Source organism: Anaerococcus hydrogenalis (assembly GCF_002871895.1).
In the GTDB taxonomy this organism is placed as follows: domain Bacteria; phylum Bacillota; class Clostridia; order Tissierellales; family Peptoniphilaceae; genus Anaerococcus; species Anaerococcus hydrogenalis.
This window is the reverse complement of the sequence record NZ_PNHP01000004.1, coordinates 105261-119667: the sequence shown is the minus strand read 5'-3', so window position 1 is coordinate 119667 and position 14407 is coordinate 105261. Positions and strand designations below refer to the sequence as shown.

15 protein-coding genes are annotated in these 14407 nt (G+C 31.2%); 12 read left to right on the top strand and 3 right to left on the bottom strand.

Features of this window, described 5'->3' with window-relative positions; genetic code table 11:
• The first annotated feature begins 92 nt into the window (after positions 1-92).
• From CJ192_RS06830 to CJ192_RS06795, 8 genes are all read left to right on the top strand, one after another.
• Positions 93-1409: a glutamate-cysteine ligase family protein gene (locus CJ192_RS06830; RefSeq protein ID WP_102198263.1), complete on the top strand. Its 1317-nt coding sequence runs from the start codon at positions 93-95 to the stop codon at positions 1407-1409.
• Positions 1396-2769 (top strand): DNA repair protein RadA, encoded by a 1374-nt coding sequence (radA, locus tag CJ192_RS06825; protein WP_004816066.1) that lies wholly within the window; start codon positions 1396-1398, stop codon positions 2767-2769. Before CJ192_RS06830 ends, radA begins: the two co-directional genes overlap by 14 nt.
• Positions 2770-3107: 338 nt before the next feature.
• Positions 3108-4109, top strand: a complete 1002-nt coding sequence (locus tag CJ192_RS06820) for a LacI family DNA-binding transcriptional regulator (RefSeq protein WP_102198262.1) — start codon at positions 3108-3110, stop codon at positions 4107-4109.
• A complete protein-coding gene (locus CJ192_RS06815; protein ID WP_102198261.1) occupies positions 4096-4989 on the top strand; it encodes a ribokinase in 894 nt (297 codons plus the stop codon). The genes CJ192_RS06820 and CJ192_RS06815 overlap by 14 nt, the downstream gene beginning before the upstream one ends.
• Complete coding sequence (gene rbsD, locus CJ192_RS06810) at positions 4986-5378, top strand: D-ribose pyranase (RefSeq protein ID WP_102198260.1); 393 nt, start codon at positions 4986-4988, stop codon at positions 5376-5378. Before CJ192_RS06815 ends, rbsD begins: the two co-directional genes overlap by 4 nt.
• 9 nt (positions 5379-5387) lie before the next feature.
• Complete coding sequence (locus CJ192_RS06805; protein ID WP_102198259.1) at positions 5388-6869, top strand: sugar ABC transporter ATP-binding protein; 1482 nt, start codon at positions 5388-5390, stop codon at positions 6867-6869.
• A complete protein-coding gene (locus CJ192_RS06800; protein ID WP_004816177.1) occupies positions 6866-7810 on the top strand; it encodes an ABC transporter permease in 945 nt (314 codons plus the stop codon). The genes CJ192_RS06805 and CJ192_RS06800 overlap by 4 nt, the downstream gene beginning before the upstream one ends.
• A 9-nt stretch (positions 7811-7819) precedes the next feature.
• The gene (locus tag CJ192_RS06795; RefSeq protein ID WP_102198258.1) at positions 7820-8755 is read left to right on the top strand and encodes a D-ribose ABC transporter substrate-binding protein; all 936 of its coding nucleotides are present in this window, start codon (positions 7820-7822) and stop codon (positions 8753-8755) included.
• A gap of 98 nt (positions 8756-8853) precedes the next feature.
• Here the strand turns inward: CJ192_RS06795 and CJ192_RS06790 are convergent, their stop codons facing one another.
• The gene (locus tag CJ192_RS06790; RefSeq protein ID WP_102198257.1) at positions 8854-9597 is read right to left on the bottom strand and encodes an SDR family NAD(P)-dependent oxidoreductase; all 744 of its coding nucleotides are present in this window, start codon (positions 9595-9597) and stop codon (positions 8854-8856) included.
• Positions 9597-11039, bottom strand: coding sequence for a nicotinate phosphoribosyltransferase (locus CJ192_RS06785; RefSeq protein ID WP_102198256.1), 1443 nt, complete (start codon positions 11037-11039; stop codon positions 9597-9599). The genes CJ192_RS06790 and CJ192_RS06785 overlap by 1 nt, the downstream gene beginning before the upstream one ends.
• Before the next feature lie 118 nt (positions 11040-11157).
• On the opposite strand from CJ192_RS06785, the gene CJ192_RS06780 reads away from it, so the two are divergent.
• The 4 genes from CJ192_RS06780 (at position 11158) to CJ192_RS06765 (ending at position 13900) form a co-directional block, all read left to right on the top strand.
• The gene (locus tag CJ192_RS06780) at positions 11158-11805 is read left to right on the top strand and encodes an HAD family hydrolase (protein ID WP_102198255.1); all 648 of its coding nucleotides are present in this window, start codon (positions 11158-11160) and stop codon (positions 11803-11805) included.
• The gene (gene sdaAB / locus CJ192_RS06775; RefSeq protein ID WP_004812704.1) at positions 11805-12461 is read left to right on the top strand and encodes an L-serine ammonia-lyase, iron-sulfur-dependent subunit beta; all 657 of its coding nucleotides are present in this window, start codon (positions 11805-11807) and stop codon (positions 12459-12461) included. Before CJ192_RS06780 ends, sdaAB begins: the two co-directional genes overlap by 1 nt.
• 3 nt (positions 12462-12464) lie before the next feature.
• Positions 12465-13346: an L-serine ammonia-lyase, iron-sulfur-dependent, subunit alpha gene (sdaAA, locus tag CJ192_RS06770; RefSeq protein WP_102198254.1), complete on the top strand. Its 882-nt coding sequence runs from the start codon at positions 12465-12467 to the stop codon at positions 13344-13346.
• A gap of 104 nt (positions 13347-13450) precedes the next feature.
• Positions 13451-13900 (top strand): PTS sugar transporter subunit IIB, encoded by a 450-nt coding sequence (locus CJ192_RS06765; protein ID WP_102198253.1) that lies wholly within the window; start codon positions 13451-13453, stop codon positions 13898-13900.
• 34 nt (positions 13901-13934) lie between these two features.
• Here the strand turns inward: CJ192_RS06765 and CJ192_RS06760 are convergent, their stop codons facing one another.
• Positions 13935-14306, bottom strand: coding sequence for a hypothetical protein (locus CJ192_RS06760; RefSeq protein ID WP_102198252.1), 372 nt, complete (start codon positions 14304-14306; stop codon positions 13935-13937).
• Between the last annotated feature and the right edge of the window lie 101 nt (positions 14307-14407).

Genomic DNA, 14407 nt, shown 5'->3' with positions numbered 1-14407 from the left:
AAAAATGATTTATTAAAAAAGATAGAAATTTATAATAAGGGCAAATAGGGTATATTATTAATTAGTGAAAGTCTAGAAGATGGAGGATAAGCGTGAATTATCAAGAAAAAAAAGACAAGATAGTAGCCTATATAAAATCAGGTGAAAGTCAAAAGGAAAATTTTAAAATGGGCCTTGAAATGGAACATTTTGTTATAGATAAGAAAGAACTTTTTTCCTATGATTATTTTGGTAAAAAAGGAGTAGGAGAAAGTTTAAAAGAATTAAATCATATGGGATTTGAGATTACAAATGAGGAGGAAGGATATATACTTGGCCTTCGCCAAGATGATATTGCTGTAAATCTTGAGCCGGCAGGTCAATTTGAACTTGCAATTGATGCAAAGAAAAATATAAAAGATTTGGATGAATCTTATAAAAAAATAATGACAGAAATTATTCCGATTTTTGAAGAAAAAAACCAATACTTAGAAACTTTGGGCTATCATCCAAAATCTAAAATTATGGACTTGGATATTATTCCAAAAGATAGGTATAAGTATATGCAAAAATATTTTACAGACTTTGGTGGAAAATATGCCCTAAATATGATGAGGGGAACTGCAAGTGTTCAAACAGCCATAGATTATTGTGATGAGGATGATTTTAAAAAGAAATTTTTTGTAGCAAATGCCCTTTCAGCCTTCATGTATAGTCTTTATGATAATGCCTATATTTTTGAGGGAGAAGTTTATAAGGATAGAAATTTACGCCAAGAAATTTGGGAGCATTGTGATAAAAATAGGACTGGAGTTTATGATTTTGCCTTTGATGAGGATATGGGATATGAAAAATATGCAGAGAAAATCCTAAATACAGATATAATTTTTGTTCATGAAAATGGAAAAGATGTCTATAAGGCAGATACAAAATTTGAAAAAATAATGGATGAAGACTCTTCAGATGAGATGATTTTTCATGCCCTATCAATTGTTTTTCCAGATGTCAGGGCAAAAAAATACTTAGAAATTAGAATGCCTGATGCTGTCCCTTACCCATACAATATTTCCTTTCCTGCCCTTTTGAAAGGTTTATTTTACAATGAAGAAAACTTAAATAAGTTAAGGGAAGATTTTAAGGATATGACCTATGAGGCCTTACAAAAATTAAAAGATGATACAAAAAAACATGGTCTTGATGCCAAATATCAAGGAAAATCTGTTTGTTCTTGGATAAAATATTTTATTTCCCTTTCAAAAAATGCCCTAAGCGACGAAGAAAATTCATACTTAACTTGTATAGAAAAATTGATGGATGAAAAAGAAACTTTGAGAGATAAATTTGAAAAAATCTACAAAGAAGATCCTAAAAAAGCTTGTCAGAAATTTTCTGTAAATTATACAGTAGGTGAATTTAATGGCCAAGCTTAAAAAAGCTTTTGAATGTAAAAATTGTGGCCATACACAAGGAGTTTGGGCAGGAAAGTGTCCAGAGTGTGGAAAATGGGGGACTTTGGTTGAAAAAACTGTAAAAAAAGAATCTTCATCAAAAAATCCTATTTCCCTTGATTTTGATAATGAGGCAAGATTATTAAAAGAGATAAAGCTTGACCAATCAGAAAGGATAAAATCAAGATTTGAAGAATTTGATAGGGCCATAGGAGGAGGACTTGTAAAAGATTCTGTTTCGATTTTAACTGCAAGACCTGGAGCTGGAAAATCTACTCTTCTTTTGCAATTATCATCTTCTTATGCCAAAGACGGCTTTAAGGTTATGTATGTTTCGGGAGAAGAAAGCGAATCGCAAATAAAATCTAGGGCCGATAGGATTATTGGAGAAATTTCTCCAAATATTTGGATTTTATCAACAAATTCTATGGATCTTGCAGAAATTGAAATTAAGAAAAAAGATGCAGATATAATAATTTTGGATTCAATTCAAACTTTTGCCCTAAATGAATTTGATAACAAGCAAGGATCTCCTACCCAAACTATAGAATGTGCAAATAAATGTGTAGATCTTGCCAAAAATCCTGAGAAAAAAAGGGCCTTTATCATGGTAGGCCATATGAATAAAACAGGGGAAATGGCAGGGCTTAGAACCTTAGAACACTTGGTTGATACAGTTTTACTTTTGGATGGAGAAAATGAAGATGACCTTAGACTTTTAACAAGTACAAAAAATAGGTTTGGTCCGACAGGGGAAGTTGGATTATTTTCCATGCAAGAAGAAGGTTTGATTGAAATTACAAATCCTTCAGAATATTTTATTACAGAAAGAGATACAGAAGTAGAAGGATCTGCAATTTCTGTAATGAAAGAAGGAACAAGACTTTTAGAAATTGAAATAGAATCCTTGGTTTCAAAATCATTTATGCCCTATCCCCAAAGGATTGGAGATAGTTTAAGAAAAGATGATTTAAATACTTTAATTTCAATTTTACAAGAAAGAGCTGGGATTAATTTATTTGATGAAAATGTAATAATAAAAGCAACTGGTGGCCTAAAAATGAGAGAACAATCTGTAAATCTTGCTATAATGATTTCAATTGCCTCATCATATCTAAAAAAACCAATCGATAACAAGACAGTTTTTATAGCAGAAGTTGGCCTTACTGGAGAGCTTAAAAAAGTTCCACAAATAAAATCTAGATTAAAAGAGCTAGAAAGATTAGGCTACAAAAAAGCCTATATAGGAAAATCTCAAATCGATAAAAAAGAATTCAAAAATCTTCAAATAAAAGAGATGAAAAATATAAAAGAAGTTATTTTGGATGTGTTTGGAAAATAAAATATTTTAATAGAACTCTTGTAAATTTATAAGAGTCAGTCTGTTGACAAACTAAAAATTTTTCCATTTCGAGCGAACGTAGTGAGTCGAGAAATCTCATGAGATCTCTCCATGCGTTCGTTTCACTCACTTAGTCGAGATGGTACGTAGCTCAATTTTTATTTTATAATAAAACATTAGCTAAAACTATACTTTGTCTACGCTCTGACTCTTGTAAATTTACAAGAGTCTTTTTTTACGAAAAGTCAAAATTTTAAAAACATTTTAGAAAAATGTTGACAAAAGAAATATAAAAGGTTATATTGTAAATGATTAAAACGTTTTAATGGAGTTTTTTTATGGCAACTATAAAAGATGTAGCAAAACTTGCTGGAGTTTCTATAACTACAGTTTCTATGGTTTTGAACAAGACTAACAATAAAATATCTGACCAAACTAGAAAAAAAGTTATTGATGCAGCTGAAAGCTTGAATTATAAGGCAAATAATTTTGCAAGAGCCCTTGCCAGTAAGAAGAGTAATGTGATTATGGCTATCATTCCCGACATTTCCAATCCATTTTTTTCCTTGCTGGTTAAAAATCTTACCTATTATGCAGAAAAATATAAGTATTTTTTATACATCCACAACACGAACAACAAGGACTTGGATAAGGGGAAATTTTTGGAGATTTTAAATAGCAATTTTGTAGCAGCCTCTTTGATTGTTGACAGGAATGTTAAAAATCTTGACCAGGATTTGATTGAGAAAAATAATATTATTTTTTTGGATGAGGTAGATTTTAATAATAATTCTTACCACATGGTAACTGGAAATAATGAAAAAGGCGGGCTTTTGGGCATGGAATACTTGATTGACAGGGGATTTAAGAATATTGGAATCCTAATTGGTCCGAGGTCTACTGCTAATTCATCTAGAAGACTTTCAGGAGCCATTAAGGCTGCTATGAACAAGGATATTTATATTGATTCTTCAAATATAATTCATGGAGATTATACTTTTGAGGGTGGATATAAGGCAGGCAAATATTTTTTGGAAAAAAATATCGATGCAATTTTTTCTTTTTCTGATATGTCATCATACGGACTTTTGAAATTTTTTTCTGAAAATAAAGTTAAGGTACCAGATGATATTTCTTTGATAAGCTATGATAATTTATTTTTAAATAATATTGTTAGTCCAAGGCTTACATCTATTGATCAAAATCTTGAAATGATTGCAAAATACTCTATTAAAATGGCAGATGATTTGATAAAAAATAAAAAAGTTGATAGGAAGGTTATGGTTGAACCTTTTATAAATTTTGGAGAAAGTGTAGGGGATAAAAATGAAGATACTTAATTTTGGTTCTTTAAATATTGATATATTTTTCAGGGTTGAAGAGATTGTAAAACCTGGGGAAACTATTAGTGCAAAAAGTATTGAAAAAAGACCAGGTGGCAAGGGATTAAACCAATCTGTTGCTCTAGCTAAAAGTTTTGATAAAGTTTATCATGCTGGAAGCGTGGGCGGGGATGGCCTATATTTGATTGATTATTTAAAAAAAGAAAATGTAGATACCAAATATATAAAAAAATCTGAAAAATTGACAGGAAATGCAATAATTCAGGTAGATGATAAGGGAGAAAATTCCATAGTCCTTTATAAGGGGGCTAATTTTGATAATGATGAGAAATTTATCGACAAAGTTTTGGATGATTTTGGTGAAAACGATGTTTTGGTCTTACAAAATGAGATAAATTCAATGAAATATTTAATAGATAGGGCCTATGAGAAAAATATGAAAATAGTTTTGAATCCTTCTCCTATAACAGATAGGATAAAGGAATTTGATTATGAAAAAATCGACCTTATCTTGGTTAATGAGCACGAGGCAGCAAGCATTAGTGGGAAAAAAACAAACGATGAGAAAATTGCTTATTTTAAAAATACCTACCCAAACTTAAAAGTAGTTATGACTTTGGGAAGTAAGGGGTCAATTTTTATAGCTAAGGATGAAAAAATAAAACAAGACTCTTTCAAGGTCAAGGCCCTTGATACTACAGGAGCTGGAGATACCTTTACTGGATATTTTGTATCTTATTTTTACCAAGGAAAAGATGTAAAAGAGGCAATGGAGCTTGCAAGTAAGGCATCAGCCTTATCAGTTACAAAAAAAGGTGCGAGTATTTCAATTCCAAGCCTTGATGATGTGAAAAATTTTGAAAGGAGCGATGTATGAAAGAAAAAGGAATATTAAATAGCGAAATTTCAAAAAGACTTTCTGACTTGGGTCACACTGACCTAATAGCAATTGGAGATTGTGGTTTGCCAATTGATCCTGACAAAAAAATAGACTTGGCTCTAAAACTTGGCGAGCCTAAATTTATCCATGTCTTAGAAGTTTTACTTGAAGATTTTGGCTGTGAATACTATTACTTGGCAAAAGAGATTAAAGAAAATAACCCTAAGCAAGAGAGGGATATAAAAAATCTTTTACCAGATTGTGACTCTTCTTATATATCTCACGAAGATTTTAAGAAAAAATTAAAAGATGTGAAATTTGTAATAAGGACTGGGGAAGACACACCTTATTCAAATATAATTTTAAGATCAAAAAATATCTTTTAGGAGGATTTTATGAAAATTGAAATGAAAGATATTTACAAATCTTTTGGAAAAAATGACGTCCTAAAGGGTGTAGATTTTACCTTAAATGAAGGAGAAATTCACGCCTTGGTTGGAGAAAATGGGGCAGGAAAATCTACCCTAATGAACATTTTATCCGGAGTTTTGCCAAAAGATAAGGGAGAAATATTAATTGATGGAAAAAAAGTTGAAATTAATAATACCAACGATGCCAAAAAATACGGCATAAGTTTTATCCACCAAGAATTATCAGATTGGCCAGAGCTTACTGTCATGGACAATATTTTTATGAACAATGAACTTAGGAAGGGGATTTTTCTTGATAAAGATGCTATGAGGAAAAAATCCATAGAACTTCTAAAAAGATTTGACCTAGACATTGATCCTGATACAAAGGTTTCAAAATTGTCAGTAGGCCAAAGGCAAATGATGGAAATTGCCAAGGCAAATTTAAATAAGGTAAATGTACTAATCCTTGACGAACCAACATCTGCCCTAACCAATAATGAAATTGACAAATTATTTAAATTAATAAAAAGGCTAAGAGATCAAAAAGTTTCCATGATATATATATCTCACAGGATGGAGGAAATTTTTTCCTTGACCAACAAAATTACAGTAATGAGAGATGGAAAATCTGTATCGTTGATGGATACAAATAAAACTTGCGAAAAAGAAGTGGTTTCAGCCATGGTAGGTCGAGATATTGGAGATTTTTACCCTCAAATGGATGCAGAAATATCTGATGTAAAAATTGAAATAAAAGATTTTACTAGAAAAGGATATTTTGAAAATATAAATATAAAAGCAAAAAAAGGCGAAGTTTTGGGGATTTCTGGTCTTATGGGAGCAGGAAGAACGGAAATAATGAGATCTGTTTTTGGCCTTGACCCAAAAGATAAGGGAGAAGTTTTTATTGATGGAAAAAAAGTAGAGATTAATAAACCAATCGATGCCATAAAAAACAAAATTGCCTTTGTAACAGAAAATAGACAAGAAGAGGGCCTTGTCCTTGATGAATCTATAAGAGAAAATATTTCCCTCTTAAACTTTGATAAATTTTCAAAAAATTCATTTATAGATAAGAAAAAAGAAAAGAACCTATCTGATAGCCTGGTTGAAAGTTTTAAAGTTAAAACCCAATCATCAGAAGCTAAAGTTTCGGACTTATCTGGAGGAAACCAACAGAAAGTTGTATTTGCAAAATGGTATGCCATAAATCCAGAAATTTTAATTTTAGATGAGCCAACCAAGGGAGTAGACGTAGGGGCAAAAAGAGAAATATATGATTTGATAAAAGATTTAACAAAAAAAGGAGTATCAATAATCCTTATTTCAAGCGATTTGCCAGAGTTACTTAGCCTATCAAATAGAATTTACGTAATATATGAAGGAAAAATGCAAGGAGAAATTTCAAGTGAAAATGCAAATCAAGAAAAAATAATGACCCTTGCCACAGGAGGAAAAATATGACCAATATAAAAAATCGATTTAAAGAAAATCAAAATCTTGGGACAATACTTGCCTTAATAATTTTAATTTGTTTTGTAAGCTTACTTAACCCAGCTTTTTTGCAAGTAAGTAACTTATTAAACTTAATGCGTCAACTTATAATAAATGGATTTGTTGCCCTAGGAATGACCTTTGTAATTTTAACAGGAGGAATTGACCTTTCAGTCGGATCAACCCTTGCCTTAAGCTCAGCAATATTTGCCTGGCTTATGCAAAGTGGAATAAGCACAATATTTGCAATAATAGTTGCAATATTATTGGGAGTTTTATTGGGCTTAATAAATGGTTTACTAATAACCAAAGGAAAGCTTGCACCATTTATAGTAACCCTTGCAACAATGACAATTTTTAGGGGTCTAACTTTAGTTTTAATGGATGGAAGACCAATAGCTGGACAAAGAGATGACTTTGTATTTCAATTTTTAGGAAAGGGACAAATTTTTGGAATTCCCTTCCAAGTAATTTTATTTATAATAGTTTATTTAATCTTGTGGATGCTTTTGAATAAAACTTCTTACGGTAGAAAAATATTTGCTGTAGGAGGAAATGAAAAGGCAAGTTTCATATCAGGAATTAACATAGCAAAATCAAAAACTTTTGTATATATAATAAGTGCCTTGATGGCAGTTTTATCAGGACTTGTACTTACATCAAGACTAAACTCAGCCCAACCAACAGCAGGTTCTGCCTACGAAATGGATGCCATAGCAGCCGTTGTATTAGGTGGAACAAGTATGACAGGTGGAAGTGGATCTTTAACAGGAACATTAATAGGAATTTTAATTTTAGGAGTCTTAAATAACGGACTAAACTTATTGGGAGTTTCAAGTTTTTATCAACAAATAGTAAAAGGAATAGTAATCTTGATTGCCGTTCTAATAGACAGAAAGAGAAATAAATAGGAGATAAACATGAAAAAATTTAGAAAATTATTGGCTGTTTTAGCCATAGCTATCTTTACATTTACAGCTTGTAGCCTAGAAGGACAAGATACAAAAGATAATTCATCAAACACAAAAAAAGAAGAAAAAGCAAAAGATGGAAAATTAAAAGTAGGAGTTTCCCTATCAACATTAAACAACCCATTTTTCGTATCAATAAGAGAAGGGGTAGAAGAAGCTGCAAAAGACAAGGATGTTGAAACAGTTATAACAGATGCCCAAAACGATTCATCAACACAAAATAACCAAGTTGAAGATTTAATTACCCAAAAAGTAGATTTAATTATAATAAATCCAGTAGATTCAACAGCAATCTCATCATCAGTAAAAAAAGCAAACGAGGCAAATATTCCTGTAATTTGCGTAGACAGGGGATCAGATGAAGGAGAAATTGTAAGCTTTATAGCAAGTAACAATGTAGAAGGTGGAAAACTTGCAGGAGAATTTATTTTAGAAAAGGCAGGAAAAGATGCAAAAGTAATTCAACTAGAAGGAATTCCTGGAGCAAGTTCAACTCGTGAAAGAGGAGAAGGATTTAAAAAAGCAACAGATGGAAAAATTGACCTAGTAGCAAGCCAAACAGCAAACTTTGATAGGGCTGAAGGAATGACAGTAATGGAAAACTTACTTCAAGCTCAACCAGATGTAAAAGCAGTATTTTGCCAAAACGATGAAATGGCACTAGGAGCAAGCGAGGCTATAAAAGCAAGCGGAAAAGATATAGTTTTAGTTGGATTTGATGGAAACGAAGATGCAATAAATGCAGTAAAAGAAGGATCAATGACAGCAACAGTTGCACAAAAACCAAAAGAAATGGGAAAAATCGCCCTAGAAACTGCAGTAAAATATCTAAAAGGTGAAAAAGTAGAAGAAAAAGTAGACTCACCACTAGAATTAGTAAAATAAAAAAATAAAGCAATAAGATCCTAAAATTAAAAAATACTAAAAAATGAGCTAAGATTATTTTCTTAGCTCATTTTTTTAAACTATAAAATTTATAAAAATTAATATAGACCCAAAAATCCCTCAACCCACAAGATAAAAGAATGGGGTAGGATTTTTGAAATTGTTAATAAAATTTTTGCTGTTGGGTGACTTGTAATTAGGTCTTTTTTGCCCATTTTTTTAATTGTTTTTTCTACCATTTTTTCTAAGTTTTCATTTCCTAAATTTTTAATTCCAGAAGAATTATTGTTTGATTTTTTTAAAAATTCTGTTTTTACCCTGTTTGGACATAAGACTGAAACTTTTATATCTTTAAATTCTCGTCTTATGGCCCTTGAAAATGATAAAACATAGGATTTACTGGCAGCATAAAGGGCAAATTTTGCTTGGGGAATAAAGGCTGCAGATGAGGCTATATTTAAAATTATCCCATCTTTTTGGAAAAATTCTAAGGAAATTTTTGTCATAGCTGTGAGGGCTTTAATGTTTAAATCCAAAGTCTTCATATCTTTTTCAAGTTTTGTGTTCTTGAAATAATCATTTTCTCCCATACCAGCAGAATTTATCAAAAGTCCAATTTTTTTGTTTGAAATCTTTAATTCTTTTCTTATAATTTCAAAAGATTTTTCTTCACACAAATCAAGGGCAAATATCCTTGCCCTTGTTTTTAGTTTATTAGATAAGTTTTTAAGCTTATCTTCTCTTCTTGCAATTAGCCAAATTTCCTCATAATTTTTTTTATCAATTTGTCTTGCAAATTCATAGCCTATTCCAGAGCTTGCTCCAGTAATTAAGGCAATCATTATTTACTCATTGCCTTCATTATTAGGTTTTGTTTCAAATTCCACAAGTCATGGGAAAGGTCGACATAGTAATTATGAGGTTGGTCAAATCTTTTTACCTCATCCCACAAGGATTTTACTTCAGCCTTGCAATATTCGTTTATTTGGTCAATTTTTGGTGATTCATAAACTTTTTTTCCGTTTTTAAAAATTGGAACTTGCATTTTTCTAATTTCGTAATTTTCCATTCTTTTCATCTTCCAAGTAAAGTGTGGATCAAAAATTACAAGAGGTTTACTATCATCAACTTTTTCATCTTTTAAAGTTATATAGTCAGCCTCAGCTTTTCCGGTTTTCTTGTCATATAGTCTATAAACTTCTTTAAGGCCAGGAGTTGTAATTTTTTCAACGTTTTCTGATACTTTTATTTTTGCAGTTTTGCCTTTTTCATCTTCTATTTCGACAAGCTTATATACTCCACCAAATACTGGATCTGATTTTGCAGTGATTAATCTCTCACCAATTCCAAATGAATCTATTTCTGCCCCTTGTTGGAGAAGGGATTCTATCTTATATTCGTCAAGGGAGTTGCTTGCAACAATTTTTGCATCCTTGTAGCCATTTTCATCTAAAATTTTTCTACATTCTTTTGATAGGTAGGCAATATCTCCTGAATCTATCCTAACTCCACCAGAAATTCCCAAAGGATCCAAAACTTCTTTGAAAACTTTCATGGCATTTGGCAAACCTTGTTTTAAAACATCGTAGGTATCAATTAGTAAAATACAATTATCTGGATACAATTTTGCATAGGCCAAAAATGCTTCGTATTCACTATCAAAAGATTGGACCCAAGAGTGGGCCATGGTTCCACCTGCTGGATAATCATACATTTGGCTTGAAAGAGTATTTGATGTAATAGGAGCTCCTGCAATATAGGCCGCCCTTGCTCCCTTAATAGATGCATCTGGTCCTTGGGCACGTCTTGCCCCAAATTCCATTACAGTTCTTCCTTTTGCAGCTCTTACTATCCTATTTGTTTTTGTTGCTACCAAAGATCCATAATTAAGAGATAGTAATAAATAAGTTTCTAAAATTTGTGCCTCTATTATTGGGGCCCTTACTGTAACAACTGGTTCTGATGGAAATATTGCTGATCCTTCAGGAAAAGCCCAAATATCACCTGTGAATTTGAAATTTTTCAAATAGCTTAAAAATTCTTCTGAAAAATCAGTATTTTTTCTAAAATATTCTATATCTTCATCATCAAAATGTATATTTTCAACATAATCAATAATATCATCTAAGCCTGAAAAAATTGAAAATCCTCCCTCATCAGGATTTTTTCTAAAAAATGCATCAAAAACTGCAATAGTATCTTTCATTCCACTTTCAAAATATCCATAAGCCATAGTAAATTCATAAAAATCACTTAGCATGGATAAATTTCTTCTTTCTTTCATACTTTCCTTCCTTATAATTTTTAATCTTCCATTTTGAAATCTTGTTTTTATTATACCACTAATAAGTGGTATAGTAATAATAGTTTGCTTATTTTATAAACAAAAGGAGTATATAAAAATGTATATTTTTGATATAGATGGAACCTTGCTTTATACAATTGATTCCATTGCATATAATATCAATCAAACTTTAAAAGCTTATGGACTAAAGGAGACACCGACAGATAAAATAAGAGAATTTGTTGGAAATGGACCCAAAGTTTTGATTGAAAAAACTCTTGATTATATTGGATTTGAAAAATCTGAAAAAAGAGAGGAAATTTTAAATTCATACAATAAAAGATATGATGATAACCCATCCTATCTTACAAAACCTTATGACGGGATAGTAGAAGAGCTTGAAAAAATCAAAAAAAGGGGAGAGCTATTGGTAGCTTTTTCTAACAAACCAGATTCTACTTGCAAAAAAGTCATAGGAGATGTTTTTGGAGAAGGATATTTTGATTTTATTTTAGGCTATAGGAAAGATATAGAAAGAAAACCTTCCCCTGAAGGCATGTATATAATAAAAGAAAGATTTGGGGTTGATTTTTCAGACATAATTTATTTTGGAGATAGCGAAGTCGACATGAAATGTGGAAAAAATGCTGGAGTATTTACTGTAGGATGTTCTTGGGGTTTTAGAGATAGAAAAATTTTGGAAGATTTAAAACCTGATTCTATAATAGATAAGCCAAGTGAAATTTCAAAAATAAGGAGAGTATAATGGCAAATTTATCAGTATTTGATATTATAGGACCTGTAATGATTGGTCCATCATCATCCCATACTGCTGGGGCAAATAGGATTGCAAAAATTGCAAGAGATTTGGGAGGGGAAGGATTTACAAAAGTAGATTTTTACCTTCACGGATCATTTGCAAAAACTTACCAAGGTCACGGAACAGATAGGGCTTTGGTTGGAGGAGTTCTAGGTTTTGGACCTGAAGATGAAAGGTTAAGAGATTCATTTGAAATAGCAGATAAGGCAGGAATAACTTATAATTTTATTCCACAAGATATGGGAGATGTTCATCCTAATACAGTAAAAATAATTCTTCATTATCCTGATGGCCACGAATTTAAATTAAGGGGCTCATCAATTGGTGGTGGAAATATTATGATAAATCAAATTATGGATAATGATGTAGAATATAATGGAAAAAATCCTACAATTATTTGCACCTATCCTGAACAAAAGGGAATGATTGCCTTTATTTCAAATGTTTTGTTTGACCACAATTATAATATTAAAAATATGAAAACCATGCACAAGGGTGGAATAATTATGCTAATTGTAGAATTAGACCAAGACTTGGAAGAGGATGTCTACAAGGAAATTGAAGCTGGTAAGAATTTTGAATTTATAAAATATTTGGGGTAAGTTATGAAAACAACAATGGAATATATTAAAAATAGGATAAAAGAAGAAAATAAGGAAGTTTGGGAAATTGCTCTTGAAGATGAGATGGACCTAACAGGAAAATCCAAAGAAGAGGTTTTTGCCTTATTGCAAAAATCACTTGATGTTATGAAAGAATCTTCAAAGAGGGCTCTTGATGAAAAGTTAATGTCAATGACAAAAATGACTGGTGGAAATGCAAAATCAATGAATAATTATTTTCTATCAGAAGATACAATAATGGGAGATTTGCCAACAAAGGCTATGGCTATGGCTTTTTCTACATCAGAAGTTAATGCTTCAATGGGAAAAATTGTAGCAAGTCCAACAGCAGGCTCTGCAGGAATTGTTCCAGCAAGTTTAATGGCTATGCGTGAAAAATATGGTTATTCTGATGAAGAGTTGATAAAAGCCATGCTTGTTGCAACAGAATTTGGACAAATTATTGCTGACAATGCAACTTTTGCAGGAGCTGAGGGCGGATGCCAAGCTGAATGTGGATCTGCTGCAGCTATGTGTGCAGCTGCGATTTGTTATTTAAGAGGTGCTGATATAAATGTGATGGAAGATGCAGCTTCGATTGCACTTTTATCAATCATGGGCCTTGTTTGTGATCCTATTGGAGGAATGGTAGAATTTCCTTGCAATATTAGAAATGCGTCAGGAGTTATCAACGCTCTTTCTGCAGCCGATATGGCGATTGCAGGAGTAAAAGTTTTGGTAACATTTGATGAAACAGTAGATGCCTTAAAAGAAGTAGGAGATGCTCTTCCTGCAAGCTTAAGAGAAACAGGAGATGGGGGAGTTGCAGCTTGTCCATCAGCTATAAGACTTAAGAAAAAATATATTGACAAAGAAGAAGTATAAAATGATTTCCTAGGAAAAGTATTGTAATTTCAATACTTTTCCTTATTTTTTTGCTTGTAAAATAAAAAAAACTTGGTATACTAACTTTGTTAGAAAGGAAATTTATGAAAGTTAGAATTGATGAAAGATTAGAAGATGCTCAAATGATTAAGTCTTGGGCGAAATTTTTGAAAGCCAAAAAAATTATTATAGCCAATGATGAAATTGAAAAAATGGATTTAGAAAAAGAAATTATAAGGATGAGTCTTGACCATATAAGAGTTGACTTTATCCAAGTTGAAAAATTAAAAGATAAGCTAGAAAATGAAGACAATAAGGAAAGCTTAATTTTTGTAAAAAAACCAGAAGATTTAAAAAGTTTAGAAGATGATAAGATAAGTTCGATTGAACTTGGTTTTATGGCCTTTAAGGAAGGTTTCAAACTTTTAAGTGAAAATTGTTATGTCTGCCCAAAAGATTTGAAATTTTTTAAAGAAATTATGGGCAAGGGTGTAGATGTTTTCATGCAAGATAACCCTTATTCTACAAAAAAGAACATAAATTATTTTATTTAAAAAGCTATTTTACCAAAAAAGTAAAATAGCTTTTTTATTTTTTATCTTCCTCATCTTTTTCATCTTTTAAATTAAATTTTTTTCTCATATGATATCTTAATATTGATAATAAAAGGATAAAATATAGGATGGTAAAAAGAATTAGAAGGATTACGCATATATTTCTTCTTACTTTAAAATATAAAATTATGGGATAGATTATGCCAAATAAGATTATTCCAAGAATCATTGAAAGATTTCCCACAAAATTATTGCCGTATTCCCAACATTCTTTGTTGTAGCAAACTTCCCAAATATGAAAGCCTACCTTCATTTTTGGATAGGATGTGTGAAATTTTTTGAAAAATATTCCTACATATATTGAAAAGAATAATAAGAGAACATCACCAACTATTAAATTTCCCAACTAATCACCCTTTCTTTTAATTAATAGATTTAGTTAAAATATACCCCAAATTATGAAAATTGAAAAAATATAGGTTTTTGCATACAATATTAATAGAGTTT

What these genes read in the sequence shown, in the direction of transcription:
- radA (WP_004816066.1), top strand. Translation starts at nt 1,396, where the DNA reads ATGGCCAAGCTTAAAAAAGCTTTTGAATGTAAAAATTGTGGCCATACA.
- sdaAB (WP_004812704.1), top strand. Translation starts at nt 11,805, where the DNA reads ATGGCAAATTTATCAGTATTTGATATTATAGGACCTGTAATGATTGGT.
- CJ192_RS06765 (WP_102198253.1), top strand. Translation starts at nt 13,451, where the DNA reads ATGAAAGTTAGAATTGATGAAAGATTAGAAGATGCTCAAATGATTAAG.
- CJ192_RS06785 (WP_102198256.1), bottom strand. Translation starts at nt 11,039, where the DNA reads ATGAAAGAAAGAAGAAATTTATCCATGCTAAGTGATTTTTATGAATTT.
- CJ192_RS06820 (WP_102198262.1), top strand. Translation starts at nt 3,108, where the DNA reads ATGGCAACTATAAAAGATGTAGCAAAACTTGCTGGAGTTTCTATAACT.
- CJ192_RS06805 (WP_102198259.1), top strand. Translation starts at nt 5,388, where the DNA reads ATGAAAATTGAAATGAAAGATATTTACAAATCTTTTGGAAAAAATGAC.
- CJ192_RS06815 (WP_102198261.1), top strand. Translation starts at nt 4,096, where the DNA reads ATGAAGATACTTAATTTTGGTTCTTTAAATATTGATATATTTTTCAGG.
- sdaAA (WP_102198254.1), top strand. Translation starts at nt 12,465, where the DNA reads ATGAAAACAACAATGGAATATATTAAAAATAGGATAAAAGAAGAAAAT.
- CJ192_RS06780 (WP_102198255.1), top strand. Translation starts at nt 11,158, where the DNA reads ATGTATATTTTTGATATAGATGGAACCTTGCTTTATACAATTGATTCC.
- CJ192_RS06790 (WP_102198257.1), bottom strand. Translation starts at nt 9,597, where the DNA reads ATGATTGCCTTAATTACTGGAGCAAGCTCTGGAATAGGCTATGAATTT.
- CJ192_RS06800 (WP_004816177.1), top strand. Translation starts at nt 6,866, where the DNA reads ATGACCAATATAAAAAATCGATTTAAAGAAAATCAAAATCTTGGGACA.
- rbsD (WP_102198260.1), top strand. Translation starts at nt 4,986, where the DNA reads ATGAAAGAAAAAGGAATATTAAATAGCGAAATTTCAAAAAGACTTTCT.
- CJ192_RS06795 (WP_102198258.1), top strand. Translation starts at nt 7,820, where the DNA reads ATGAAAAAATTTAGAAAATTATTGGCTGTTTTAGCCATAGCTATCTTT.